This is a genomic window from Vibrio sp. 10N.286.52.C3 (assembly GCF_041468865.1).
Lineage (GTDB): Bacteria > Pseudomonadota > Gammaproteobacteria > Enterobacterales > Vibrionaceae > Vibrio > Vibrio crassostreae_C.
On record NZ_JBFRJM010000021.1, the window covers coordinates 1 to 13,241 of the forward strand.

The window sequence follows — 13,241 nt, forward strand, 5'->3', positions numbered from 1 at the left end:
CCGCTAATCCGCGATGAACCGAATTTGATGCCAAAGCCGTTTTCCTAGTTCTCGACACTAACCTTTAAGCATCTAAGCATCGTCACTCTTTTTTAAATACTGATGCCAATTTTCATCGATCACGTCAAAGTGCTCAACGCAGAACTCTTTTCTGTCTTTCAAATAGTCGTTTTCCACTTCATCGAGCAAGTTCTTATAGGCATCGGGATCGCTGCCATACACCAAGCATAACGTGGAGAAGTAACGCTGCAGATCGAAACTGTGCTCGTCGATGTATTCCCCCAAGTCGTAATACTCTGGGCGGTCTTCTGACTCGAAAGCGAACATGTCTGCAGCGCTGATAGCAGCGTCGGCCCCATGCTCTACGTAGTTAAGCAGTAGCACGGTTGCTAGGTTATCAACCGCATCTTCTTCTTTACCCAATATGGCAATGTTCTGATCTTCGATATACGCATGCCCAGTCTCGTGTAGCAGGGTGTGCAGCAAGGTATCAATAGCGCCGGTTTGCGCAGATTTCCCATACTCTTTTTCGTATTGGTTCTTCTCAAAGTAATTGAGTGACTCAGCGTAAAAACTGTAAGGGATCAGTACTTGATGGGTTTGTGGATCGTAGAGTGGTCCTTTTTCCCCGCCATATTGAATGGTTAATGGCTTCTCAAACATGAAGAGTTGGTTTGATAGGTCGACCACGGTGTCATTAACGCCACTGCTTTGAATCTCTCGTTTGAGCTGCTCTTCTTCGGTATTTTGCGGTGTAGAGTACTCGACGATTAGGTTACTTTGGGTGGCTTGTTCACTAGATGCATAAGTTGTGGCAAACATTGCACTCAGGGCTAGGCTGCAGGTCAATGTTCGTTTCAATAATGTCATCGGCTATCCTTGTGATTACGTTGCGATTCAGAGTCGTGCTGGGGGTAACAACTCCAAGCTGTGTACCCTGATTTAGTTATTTCGTTAGAGTATAAGTTTAGACGGAATTTTGATGCATCGAGGACTGCAATTTTTGAAGTAGGCGCTATCATATCAATGAATAATCCGCTTAGAGATTCGCCACAAAGAATAAGTAAGCTGAATGAGCGGTGTCGATGTGATTCGTTTCTATTGGTAATTAACAGATAAATTTCGGTTCAACACAACCCTTGTGCTATACTCCGCGCCCCAATCCGAATTGGCTTGTTTAATCTTAGGAAATTATTATGAGTGTTAAAAACGAACTTCAACAAATTAACAACCGTCTAGACAAGTGTCGCCACAAGTTAGATGCTGCTAAAACTCGTAATGATCGTCCTGTTGTTCGTCAGTTCGAGGAAGAGATTAAGAAGCTAACTAAGAAAATTGCCCAGCTTAAACACAAAGAAAGCTATGATGTGAACCAAGAGCGTAAGTCTCTGGTTGATATGCCATTTAGCCGTGAGATCACTAAGGCTGAGCAAGCGGATATGGGTAAACTTAAAAAGTCTGTTAAAGGACTCGTAATTGTTCACCCAATGACGAAGATCGGTAAAGAACTTCGCATTGAGGTTATGACTGGTTACGCACCGAAAAAATTCTAATTACCAGCGATGGTGATGAAAGAGGAGCTAGAAATAGCTCCTTTTTGCTTTTTTAGGTATTAAGAAAGCAGAGTCAGCGGCATAGATACTCACGCCGTTTTCAACTTTTAGGAGGTGATTGTTGTCACAAATCCTTTTATCTCCTATAAAAGTTAACGTGCTACTAACATGGTACTAAGCGATCGCAGTAATGTGTTCGCTTTTCGAATCCACACTTTCTCTCCAGTTTGTATAAATATAGGTAGAGCAGCACAAATAATTACAGATAAAACTAGACTCATTAGGGAAGATGAGAACGTAAAAAAATAGAGGTTATATGAATCAATTAATTTCAATTGGACCACTAGAATCCTTCCTAATCGCGATTAGTGTTTTGTTTCTAGGTCATTTCGTCAATGCAAAGCTTCCGATTCTCAAAAAGTACAACATTCCAGAGCCCATTGTCGGCGGCTTGATTGTCGCTTTTGCTATTACAGCCCTGCACTTTAACGGCCTTGATCTTGAGTTTTCCTTGCCCCTGCAGAACACGTTTATGTTGATGTTCTTTGCAACGGTCGGTCTTGCGGCGAACTACACGCAGCTGATAAAAGGTGGTGCTAAGGTATTCCTATTCTTAGGGGTAGCGTCGGTTTACATCATTATCCAAAACGGTGTAGGCGTAACCTTAGCTACGGCACTAGGCCTTGAACCCTTGATGGGTTTGATTGCTGGCTCTATCACCCTTTCGGGCGGTCACGGCACAGGCGCGGCTTGGTCTCAAACTTTTGCAGACACGTTTGGCATTGCAAATACGCTAGAAATCGCGATGGCTTCAGCGACCTTTGGTTTGATCATCGGTGGTATTATCGGTAGCCCAGTGGCGCAAAAGCTGATTGATAAAAACCAGCTTGAATCTGAGTACGGCACTGGCACGCAAACACATGAACGCTTCCCTGAACTTGTTACTTACAACGAGTATGAAGAAGACAAAGTGACGGCGAAGAAGGTGATTGAAGTGTTGTTCATCCTTCTTATCTGTATCACGGGTGCGAAGTACCTAGAGCAGTGGGTGGCGACTTTTGAAATTTCTTGGTTGATGATTCCTGACTTCGTTTACGCGTTGTTTATCGGTGTGTTCATCACTAACGTGTTTGAAGTGACTAAGCTGCATAAGACTGACAGCGAAACGGTCGATATTCTTGGTACGGTGTCATTGTCACTGTTCCTAGCAATGGCGCTAATGAGCCTTAAGCTTTGGAACATATTTGACCTTGCGATTCCGTTCTTGGTTATCCTGGCGGTTCAGGCGGTTGTGTTAGGTATCTTCTCTTACTTTGTGACGTTCAAAGTAATGGGTTCTAACTACGACGCAGCGGTTATGGCAGGTGGTCACTGTGGTTTCGGCCTAGGTGCAACACCAACAGCGGTAATGAACATGGGCTCTTTGGTGAACCGTTTTGGTCCTTCACCACAGGCGTTCATGGTGGTGCCAATTGTTGGTGCCTTCTTTATCGATATCGTTAACCTGATTATCCTTCAGGGTTACATCTCGTTTATCGGTTAATGTTCGCCTTTACTTAAACGCAATGTGCTTATCGCACTAAGATGAATACAAGAAAGCCAGTCTGTTGACTGGCTTTTTTTGTTCTTGTTTATCGAGGTTTTCTTGCCTGATACCCCTGCGGTTAGGGCTCTGTCACATCAATAACTAGGGCGTGTTGATCTTTCGAGCTGATTTTTGCAGTGAGTTGCTGGGTATTTATACAAGGCAGAGGCATCGATGTGTAGCTAGCCTACATGAGAAGCCGATAACGCAGTAGAAATGACCAGCAAACGCTGCCCGAAGGGTTCGGGCTGGGCGCCACCGCAAAAAGCGTTTTACTCTTTGTTGAGGGAGGTTTGCTTAGAATGACTTGGCTACTTCTCCCTCGCCGCGATTAAAACGCTTTTGACTAGGCGTCCCCATCCGAACAAAATTTAACCACGAAAGGTCAACACGCCCTAAAGTGTTGTAACGACTTCATCAAGAGCTAGGCGCGCTTTTGGTTTGCCGTAGTTGTAGTCTTCGCCGTCTTTGTGGTAGCCGATAGCTAGCGCTACATCAACAACGTGACCTTCTAGTTCGTCAGCAAACTCTTCGCTGATCATAGCTGCATCTACACCTTCCATAGGTGTTGAAGCGATACCTAGACGAGCTAGTGTGTGCAGTGTGTTACCTAGTGCGATGTAAACTTGAGACTTAGTCCAGTTACCGTTGAAACCTGTTTCGTCTGTGTTCATTTCTGCGAATGCGTAAGCACCTAAGAATTGCTCGTACATTTCAGCTGGTAAGTGACCAGAGCTTACTTCTGTATCAGCACGCTTCGCGAATTTCTCTTTAGTGTACTTAGGATCGTGAGCAAACAGGATCGTGTGTGACGCTTCTTTCGCATGTGGTTGGTTAAACTGGAACATGTTTTCGAAAGTATTGTGGAAGCGTTGTTTTGCTGCGTCACTCTCAATGATGATGAATTTCCAAGGCTGAGAGTTGATAGAAGAAGCTGACAAGCGAAGTGCTTCTTTGATTACTTCCATGTCTTCCGCAGAGATGCGTTTTTCTGCATCGTATTTTTTAGCTGTGTAACGAGTGTTTAGATCAGTAATGATTGGATGAGTCATGTTGAATCCTAATATCTATCAATAATAAATGTTGTAGGGTTTTATGTTCAGTTACGTCAACAATAAACGGATAACCAATTTAAACGAATCTCAATAGATTGAACGTCTAAATAGTTATCGAACATGCCCCAATAAATCGAGTATCTGCGGTAGCTCAAGTCGATGGGTGTAAGATAATAGAAGAATGACTCGGGAAAAATAGCGAACATATCAAATCACTATGGTTAATAATGTCCATAATGATTCAATAAGTGTGATCTTAATGGAGGTGGAATCTCTAGATTCAGTAGCTTAGTACGCTTTGATACCATATTGGCGCAATAATGGCGGAAGTACGCTGTCTAGGTTGGGGATATCTTCTGGTGTGATTTCGATTAAACCAAAACCATGCTCTTCATAGATTTTTCTCGTAGCTTCACGTTTATTTTCGGCGATTGGCGCAGAATCAGTTCCCCAGAACTGGATGTATACTTTGCCACTTGGTAGATAAAAATCGCTGATCACTTCTTTTGATATCGGAAGCGGACGCTCGTACGCATGGACCACTCCTGCCATATAAAGCCAGTTATCAATGATCAGCTCTCCCTTTGATCGAACATAATGCCCGTCTAAGCTTCGGTGCTTCGCCTCAAATTTCTGACGAAAACTGGAGAATGACACATCGGTCGAGTGGCTTTCAGCATCATGCCCTAGGAATTCAACAACAGACTGCTTTAAACGTTTATTGCGAACCAATGAGTCGTGCCATACCACGAATAAGTTTTGAGTCGCTTTGTCTTCTCTTTGTTCACCTCCGGCTTTTAAGCCTGTAGAGGTGACATGCCAACCGTCTTCTTCTTTTGTTATCCAACCAAGCTCGTTGAGCAGTAAGTTGATTTTCTTTGCGCTGAGTTGAAAGGCACTGCCAAGCTGGGTGGCGGTGAGTGTTTTTCCTGAGAATGAATCCAAATCGATAAGAAGTTTCTCTGGCCAGACAATAAAGACACCGAACTTCTTATGTTCGACATATTCCCCACCAAAGCTTTCTCCTCGTTCTGTAAGAACCCAGCGCTCTTGTGAGCGCACGATATAACCCGCTGTTTTTAGATCGCTAAATAAAGTTTTAGCTTCTATGCCTTTTTGTTTAGCGAGTGCGGATGTGGAAATTTTGTCTGACATAGTCTTTTCTCAAATAGCAGAGTGATCCGCTGATGGGTTTTGGTGAGATACATGATGTGATAGCACAGGCGAGTACCATATCACATCTACTAATGCCAACTGCTGCTCACTGGTCTATGTTTTTAGTAGAAAGTCATGTCTGATTTTGATTTTGTGGGAAATGTGGTTCTTTCTGTAATTAAATTACATGATTAGCGATTCTGCTCATCTGGGTGCATATTTTCTATACGTGACACGATGTTCTTTTATACGGTTTATATAGATCTTAGATGCTATATTTTATTAAGTGTGATTTTGATCACTATTTATTTTTAAGTATTACAAGATAAAGCGTGATCTAGATCTTGCGTTAATGATATTTATTCTCATTAATTTGGCTTTGTAATTTTAATTCATGGTATTTTTGTGATCTAAGGTGCTCTTGTTAACCCTAAAGTGTTTTTCGTGTGTGATGGTTGTCACGAAAGTTGGGCTAAGGTGCATTTTAGAAATGTTGTGATACATTTTAATCGACTTTTGAGTACACACTTTCGGTCATTTGACCAACCAATACATTACGGGGTTCTACCTATGTTATCACCAGAAGCAAAGATTAAGGTTCAAAACTTTGGTCGTTTCTTATCCAATATGGTAATGCCAAACATCGGCGCATTTATTGCGTGGGGTTTCATTACTGCACTATTCATCCCAACCGGTTGGTGGCCTAACGAAACGTTAGCATCAATGGTTGGCCCTATGATTACATACCTATTGCCACTATTGATTGGTTACACCGGTGGTAAAATGGTTGGTGGTGACCGCGGTGCGGTAGTAGGTGCCATCACGACAATGGGTGTTATCGTTGGTACTGATATCCCAATGTTCATGGGTGCAATGATTGTGGGTCCACTAGGTGGTATCGCAATTAAAAAATTCGATGAAGCTGTTCACGGTAAAGTGAAGAGTGGTTTCGAAATGCTAGTGAATAACTTCTCTGCGGGTATCATCGGCATGATCTGTGCGATCATCGCGTTCATCGTGATTGGTCCTGCGGTTAAGATTCTATCTGGCGGACTTGCTGCTGGCGTAAACGCAATGGTAGAAGCGGGTGCATTACCTCTAGCATCTATTTTTGTTGAACCTGCGAAAATTCTATTCCTAAATAACGCAATCAACCACGGTATCTTCTCTCCACTAGGTATCCAGCAATCTGAAGAGATTGGTCGTTCAATCTTCTTCTTAATCGAAGCAAACCCAGGTCCTGGTTTTGGTCTTCTACTTGCTTACATGGTGTTTGGTAAAGGTAGCGCGAAGCAATCTGCTGCTGGTGCATCTATCATCCACTTCCTAGGGGGTATCCACGAAATTTACTTCCCTTACGTTCTAATGAACCCACGTCTAATTCTTGCGGTAATCGCAGGTGGTATGGCGGGTGTATTCACTAACGTAATGTTCGATTCTGGCCTTATCTCTCCAGCATCTCCAGGTTCTATCTTCGCAGTCTTACTGATGACGCCAAAAGGCTCTTACATCGGCGTGATTCTATCTGTTATCGCAGCAACGGCAGTATCGTTTGTTGTAGCGTCAATCCTTCTTAAAACATCAGCGCAAGATGATGAGGAAGATTCACTAGAGAAAGCTTCTGCACAAATGAAAGACATGAAAGCGTCTTCTAAAGGTGCAGCAGCAGAAGCAAACGTAAACCTAGCGGATGTAAAAGCAGTTTATGTAGCGTGTGATGCGGGTATGGGTTCAAGTGCAATGGGTGCAGGTCTACTACGTAAGAAAGTAGCAACAGCTGGCCTAGACATTGAAGTAACCAACTACGCAATCAACAACCTACCGGCTGATTCGCAAATCGTTATTACGCATAAAGACCTAACAGACCGTGCTCGTAGCACTGTGCCAGGTGCGATGCATATGTCTCTAAGCAACTTCCTAGACGGCGGCGTATACGACCAACTAGTTGCCGAGCTTGTCGATGCTCAAAGTGGTGAAGCGAAAGTAGAAGCTCCGGCTCCTGCAGCAGCTCCAGCGCAAGAAGGCAACAAGCTTGCACTCACTGACGACAGCATCTTCCTTGGCCTTAAAGCGACTCAAAAAGAAGACGCAATCAAGTTTGCTGGCGAACAATTAGTAAAACTTGGCAACGTATCACCAGAATACGTAGATGGCATGTTTGCTCGTGAAGAGCTTGTGTCTACTTACCTAGGTGAGTCTATCGCAGTACCACACGGCACAATCGAAGCGAAACAGTACGTACAAAAAACCGGCATCGTTTTCTGTCAGTACCCTGAAGGTATTCAGTGGGGCGAAGATGAAGATGATATCGCGAAGATGGTTATCGGTATTGCCGCACAAGGCGATGAGCACAACATGGTGCTGATGGCTATTACCAATTCACTCGATGATGAAGAAGCTGTGGAATGCCTACAGAACACAACAAACCCTGCTGATGTTCTACGTATTCTCAACGGAAACTAAAAAGCTCTAGTCAAGCTCCTGAGTGAAGGAGGCCGGTATCCCCCTACTGGCCTCATTTTCGGTCTTAATCTTTCTAACAAGATTCAGTCTGAATAGCTTACTGCTTAATGCCTAGGGCACATCGTCAAGGCATGTTGTTGAGCAGTTAGCTATCTAGATTCAAATATTTATAAGGTCAAAATTATGAAAGCGTTACATTTTGGTGCAGGTAATATCGGTCGTGGTTTCATTGGTAAGCTTCTTTCTGATGCTGGTATGAAGGTTACGTTTGCTGACGTAAATGAAACGGTTGTAAATGCGTTAATTGAACGCCAAGAATACCCAGTTAAGATTGTTGGCGAAGAGTGTGTTGTCGAAGTTGTTAAGAACGTGACAGCAGTAAACTCAGCGACAAGCGCAATAGTAGATTGCATTGCTGAGTCTGATCTTGTGACGACTGCAGTGGGCCCTACGGTTCTTAAAATCATCTCTAAGTCTATCGCTCAAGGCATTGAAAAGCGTGCAGCAGCAAACAACACTGCACCAATGAACATCATCGCGGCAGAGAACATGGTTCGCGGTACTAGCCAATTAAAAGCAGCCGTGTTAGAGCACCTTTCTGATGAAATGAAAGCGTTCACTGAAGAGCACATTGGCTTTGTTGATTCTGCGGTTGACCGTATTGTTCCACCGGCAGAAGCGGGCGAAACAGATCCTCTAGCGGTAACGGTTGAAACGTTCAGCGAGTGGATCGTAGATCAAACACAATTCAAAGGTGAGATTCCAAACATCCCAGGAATGGAATGCACTGATAACCTAATGGCTTTCGTTGAGCGTAAACTGTTCACGCTAAACACAGGTCACTTGGTAACGGCATACCTTGGTGTGCTTGCAGGTCATGAGACTATTAAAGACTCTATCGAAGATGACGTAATCCGCGCTGAAGTAACAGCGACGATGGAAGAGAGTGGTGCGGTTCTGATTAAGCGTTACGGCTTTGATCCAGAAGCACACGCTGCTTACATCCAAAAGATTCTAGGTCGTTTTGCTAACCCGTTCCTACGTGATGAAGTAGACCGCGTTGGTCGTCAGCCAATTCGTAAACTGAGCCCGCAAGACCGCCTAGTTAAGCCTCTAAACGGTACATTAGAGTACGGCCTACCGAATGCTCACCTAGTAAAAGCAATCGCTGCTGCGTTCCATTACAAGAACGAAGACGACCCACAAGCGGTTGAACTTCAAGCAATGTTCGCAGAAAAAGGCTTTGCTGAGACATTAGCGCATTATTCTGAGCTGAATAGTGACTCAGAAGTTGTTAAACTAGCGGAAGAAGCTTATCTAGCATTGAAATGATAAACCATCAAAGTGCCACACCAGTGGCACTTTCTTATTGTCGAGCCGTTATGCCAATACAAACAAGCCATGAAACTGAATTACTCGAAGCCCTTTCGGAAGCTGAGAGTGCTAGCGCCTGCCTAATGGCTGCTTATGATGCATTGGACGACACGGTAGATGCCGTATTAAAAAACATCTTTAAGAAAGACGACACTGCAATTAAGTTCGTTGTCGAGCCACTTCTCAACAGTGGTGGGCCGTTAGGCGAGATCATGATTCGTGCTAAGTTGCTACTCGGACTTGGCGTGATCAGTAAAGAACTCTACGACGATCTAGAGGTTTTCGTTACCTTGAAAGAGTGGGCGAAAATACAGGGTGAAGACACCAGCTTTACAGAAGTTGATGTGATATTTGAGCTCAACAAGGTGCACGCGATTCAGCGTATTATGCCTATCGAATATGACGCGGAGATGGTGGAAACGATGTCTGGCCCAATGCTTGAAATGTTCTTGGGGCGACATAATCAAAAGGTGAAGTCGACGATCGTATTAGCTATCACTGACATTATCACTACCCTATGCCGAGATAACGCGCTGAGCTCTTAGCTCTAGTTTGCAGCTCTGCTTATCTTGTTTCACATCCTACATAACTTGTAGCTGTTCGTTCGTTTCAATACAAAGATTAAAATGATGGCGGTTTCTCTCGTTGGAGAAATCGCTTTGTTGTTTTTGTGCTTCTAAAAAATATCCGAAATATCTTCCCATTAAATACAAAAGCAGCAGGCACAAAAAAAGCCACATTCAGTGGCTTTTTCTATTCAAGACGCTCTCTTTATAAAAACGCCCTGCTATTCAAGACTATAGGAATTATAGGTCTTGGATGTTCTCAGCTTCTAGCTCTTGGAAGTAGCGTAGAGTCTTAACTTTTAGCTCTTGTTGAGCTGGCTCATCAGCAACGATGATAGCTTTACGGTGCATCTGTAGAGCTGTAACAGTCCACATGTGGTTTACAGAACCTTCGATAGCCATTTGAAGCGCTTGAGCTTTGTTGTGGCCTAGAGAAAGGATCATCACTTCTTCTGCATCTAGAAGAGTCGCAACACCGATAGTTAGTGCGTATTTAGGAACTTGGTTGATGTCGCCATCGAAGAAACGAGAGTTCGCGATACGAGTGTCTTCAGTCAACGTTTTGATACGAGTGCGTGAAGATAGAGAAGAACCTGGTTCGTTGAATGCGATGTGACCGTCGATGCCTACGCCGCCCATGAACAGGTTGATTTTGCCGTATGAACGGATTTTCTCTTCGTATGCTGCACAGTGAGCATCGATATCTTCAGCTTTGCCGTCTAGCAGGTTGATGTTTTCTGCTTGGATATCAACGTGGTTGAAGAAGTTCTCGTGCATGAATGTGCGGTAAGACTCTGGGTGGTTAGGGTCGATGCCAACGTACTCATCCATGTTGAATGTTACAACGTGCTTGAAGCTAACTTCGCCAGCTTTGTAAAGTTCAATTAGCTCAGCGTAAGTAGTTAGAGGTGTGCTACCAGTAGGAAGACCTAGTACAAATGGACGCTCAGCCGTTGGAGCGAACTTGTTGATTGAATCTGCGATATGACGAGCAGCCCATTTACCTACTTTAGCTTTGTTGCTTAATGGAATAAGTCTCATTGATTTTGCCCCTAGAAATAAAATTTTATAGTGTTCTGAAACATTAATTCGCATTATAAAATAAGTTATCCAGTTCCGCTATTGTTTTAGGTCAAGTTTTTGCTTTTTTCGTCGTAACTGTGACTGGAACTCTCAAAATTGCACAATTATTGTATGGATATTTGGTGGCGTTAAACAAGATTAATACGTTTGTCATATACAGCAATGTTGATCTAATTCAGCACCTGAAAGGGTTGGTGTGTTTCTATGCCTTGATACGATTATTGCAATAATGGCATCGCTCGAACCATTGACGAATTTTGGTGCATTAACGTGTTTCGAGTATAAACAAGCGTTGAGCGTATAGTTGAAACTAGAAAAATAATGATGGCAATGGAGCGCTATCGTGATAAAAGACAGGGGCAGGATGAAGAACGATGAATCTCAGTGGGATGAATACCCATAAGATTGAAAGAGAGCTGTGTTTTAGTCACGCTATCGCTATGAATTGTATATAAATATTGGTAAAAATGGATAGGTTGGCTAAACTTACCAATTACAAAGAAGATGTGTGTTTGAAGGCAAAAAAAAGCCCAAAGTGATGAGGTATCACTTTGAGCGATTTTACTAATCTTCTAACACTAACTCACTTTCGTATTCTTCCCTAGATACGTCGCCGCGTTTGCAGCCGTTTAGGGTGTGAAAGCGACGGCGTCCACGAGCCAGTTGAATGTACTTCAACCAAACACGCTCTAACTTGGACTTTGCCTTATGAGGGTGAGACAACACTTTAATGAAGTGTTTTTCTTCTGCATTGATTGGTGCTAGTTCACCAGTTTCAAGTGCAAGCATAGTGTCACCAAACAAGGTTAGGATTTCCTCTTCTGAAAGAGTAAAATCACCCGACTTAGCGAACCCTCTCGGGAATTTAATGGTGTCATAAAAACGTTTTTTTCCGTGTCGGAATTCGGTCTCAGACATATCAGCCTCAGTAATGTGGTTAGATAGAAATTAGTGTTTATTGCTCACGCGAAAATATTGTTAAAAGGCTAAAATAGGAAACAAAATGTTTTTGCCTTTACGATAAACAATCCTAGATCGGCTAGTTAGCAGATTTATTACAGAGATGTATTTGATGGATGTGAAAGTATTTAGAACCTTTCTTGAGGTTGCAAGGGTGCGCCATTTTGGGCGTGCAGCTGAAAACTTGTATTTAACACAAGCGGCGGTGAGTGCGCGGATCAAACAGCTTGAAGGCTATTTTGATACTCAGCTCTTCATTCGTGACCGCAATAACATCAAACTCACATCTTCCGGTGAACGTTTGATTGGTTATGCCGAAGTGATGGTGTCCACCCTACAACAAGCCAAATTTGAGCTGTCGTTAGAGAGTGGTAAAGCCTTGCAGTTAACGCTGGGCGGCACGCCGAATATTTGGGATGCGTATCTGCAAAACTGTTTAAGTGTGGTAACCGACTCTTTTGGTGGTTACGGCTTTATGGCAGAGGTGATGGGGCGCGAGCAACTGAACCGTAATTTGTTAGAACGAACCTTAGATATGGCTTTCGCGTTCGATCAGATCAAAGCAGAAGAGCTGAACTGTAAAAAAGTCGCTGACTTGGTTTTGGTGTTGGTATCAACGCAGCAAGATGATCTGGAATCTGTATTTCAACATAAGTATGTTTATGTGGATTGGGGAACGCGCTTTGGTTCTGAACACGCAGAACGTCACCCTAAAGTGCCAGCACCGTACCTACGTACCTCTACAGCCCGTATCGCCCTCGATTTCATTTTAGAGAAAGGCGGCAGTGCGTATCTTCCGGTGTCTCTAGTCGAACCTTTTATCGATTCGGGTCAGCTGCACAAGGTGAAAGGGGTTGAAGACTGGTATCTCCCAATTTATCTGAGCTACCGTAAAAGCAGTACCTCGGTTGATGCGATCATGCAGGTTGAGAAGTTGGTTAATGAGATTGACCCATCGACGGCTTACACATTGCAGCAAGCCGCTGAACAAGCACCTGAGTAACGGCATTCGCGGTAAGCAGTGGCTTTGCTGATTAGATTCAATAAAAAATGGCTCCCAACTAATTGTATAGTTGGGAGCCATTTTTGTTTTAAACCAGAAATGTACTTCTTTTCGGAACTAGAGATCGTTTCTAATTCCATAAATATCGTTTAAGCCTGGTATGTGTAGCCTTTATTAAAAGCCCTATAGGTTCATTAGATTCTCAATAGACTCTTCAAGAGAGTGTGACATGTACGAATGGATTTGATTGCCATCCGTTGCGTCAATCTCGATCATAGAAATCCCGTTGTCCGCTTTGTCTTCAAGAAAGCTTAGAGACTGCTCGACTGATTGACTGGTGAGAACCTGTTGATTTGATAAAACAATACGACATGTGTGTAGAACCATAGCCTTTTCCTTTTTATATTCGATAGGTCTCTGCATCTTGGCGTGCTAAGTACCGAT

12 protein-coding genes are annotated in these 13,241 nt (G+C 43.4%); 6 read left to right on the forward strand and 6 right to left on the reverse strand.

What is annotated here, in order from left to right:
* Positions 1-72: 72 nt before the first annotated feature.
* Positions 73-870, reverse strand: a complete 798-nt coding sequence (locus AB4138_RS08865; RefSeq protein ID WP_104216092.1) for a DUF4344 domain-containing metallopeptidase — start codon at positions 868-870, stop codon at positions 73-75.
* A 326-nt stretch (positions 871-1,196) separates the two neighbouring features.
* Here AB4138_RS08865 and AB4138_RS08870 point away from each other — a divergent pair, with 326 nt between their 5' ends.
* Both AB4138_RS08870 and gltS read left to right on the forward strand, forming a co-directional pair.
* Positions 1,197-1,553: a YibL family ribosome-associated protein gene (locus AB4138_RS08870; RefSeq protein WP_017060971.1), complete on the forward strand. Its 357-nt coding sequence runs from the start codon at positions 1,197-1,199 to the stop codon at positions 1,551-1,553.
* Between the two features lie 316 nt (positions 1,554-1,869).
* Positions 1,870-3,096: a sodium/glutamate symporter gene (gltS, locus tag AB4138_RS08875; protein ID WP_017060972.1), complete on the forward strand. Its 1,227-nt coding sequence runs from the start codon at positions 1,870-1,872 to the stop codon at positions 3,094-3,096.
* A gap of 437 nt (positions 3,097-3,533) precedes the next feature.
* Here gltS and AB4138_RS08880 read toward each other — a convergent pair whose 3' ends face one another.
* Positions 3,534-4,190 carry an NAD(P)H-dependent oxidoreductase gene (locus AB4138_RS08880; RefSeq protein ID WP_017061511.1) on the reverse strand — a complete coding sequence of 219 codons (657 nt, stop codon included), beginning with the start codon at positions 4,188-4,190 and terminating at the stop codon, positions 3,534-3,536.
* Between the two features lie 291 nt (positions 4,191-4,481).
* Positions 4,482-5,348 carry a glycerol kinase gene (locus tag AB4138_RS08885; RefSeq protein ID WP_372154586.1) on the reverse strand — a complete coding sequence of 289 codons (867 nt, stop codon included), beginning with the start codon at positions 5,346-5,348 and terminating at the stop codon, positions 4,482-4,484.
* Between the two features lie 570 nt (positions 5,349-5,918).
* On the opposite strand from AB4138_RS08885, the gene AB4138_RS08890 reads away from it, so the two are divergent.
* The 3 genes from AB4138_RS08890 (at position 5,919) to AB4138_RS08900 (ending at position 9,730) form a co-directional block, all read left to right on the forward strand.
* The gene (locus AB4138_RS08890; protein ID WP_136974018.1) at positions 5,919-7,811 is read left to right on the forward strand and encodes a PTS mannitol transporter subunit IICBA; all 1,893 of its coding nucleotides are present in this window, start codon (positions 5,919-5,921) and stop codon (positions 7,809-7,811) included.
* Positions 7,812-7,994: 183 nt separating this feature from the next.
* Positions 7,995-9,143 carry a mannitol-1-phosphate 5-dehydrogenase gene (locus AB4138_RS08895; protein ID WP_372305699.1) on the forward strand — a complete coding sequence of 383 codons (1,149 nt, stop codon included), beginning with the start codon at positions 7,995-7,997 and terminating at the stop codon, positions 9,141-9,143.
* Positions 9,144-9,193: 50 nt separating this feature from the next.
* Complete coding sequence (locus tag AB4138_RS08900; RefSeq protein WP_198592367.1) at positions 9,194-9,730, forward strand: MltR family transcriptional regulator; 537 nt, start codon at positions 9,194-9,196, stop codon at positions 9,728-9,730.
* A 261-nt stretch (positions 9,731-9,991) separates the two neighbouring features.
* Here the strand turns inward: AB4138_RS08900 and nagB are convergent, their stop codons facing one another.
* Both nagB and AB4138_RS08910 read right to left on the reverse strand, forming a co-directional pair.
* Complete coding sequence (gene nagB / locus AB4138_RS08905; protein ID WP_017057618.1) at positions 9,992-10,792, reverse strand: glucosamine-6-phosphate deaminase; 801 nt, start codon at positions 10,790-10,792, stop codon at positions 9,992-9,994.
* A gap of 606 nt (positions 10,793-11,398) precedes the next feature.
* The gene (locus AB4138_RS08910) at positions 11,399-11,752 is read right to left on the reverse strand and encodes a DUF413 domain-containing protein (protein ID WP_017061517.1); all 354 of its coding nucleotides are present in this window, start codon (positions 11,750-11,752) and stop codon (positions 11,399-11,401) included.
* Between the two features lie 154 nt (positions 11,753-11,906).
* Between AB4138_RS08910 and AB4138_RS08915 the strand changes: the two genes are divergently transcribed.
* Positions 11,907-12,797 (forward strand): LysR family transcriptional regulator, encoded by an 891-nt coding sequence (locus AB4138_RS08915; protein WP_017061518.1) that lies wholly within the window; start codon positions 11,907-11,909, stop codon positions 12,795-12,797.
* 183 nt (positions 12,798-12,980) lie between these two features.
* On the opposite strand, the gene AB4138_RS08920 is transcribed toward AB4138_RS08915, so the two are convergent.
* Complete coding sequence (locus AB4138_RS08920) at positions 12,981-13,184, reverse strand: hypothetical protein (protein ID WP_017061519.1); 204 nt, start codon at positions 13,182-13,184, stop codon at positions 12,981-12,983.
* Between the last annotated feature and the right edge of the window lie 57 nt (positions 13,185-13,241).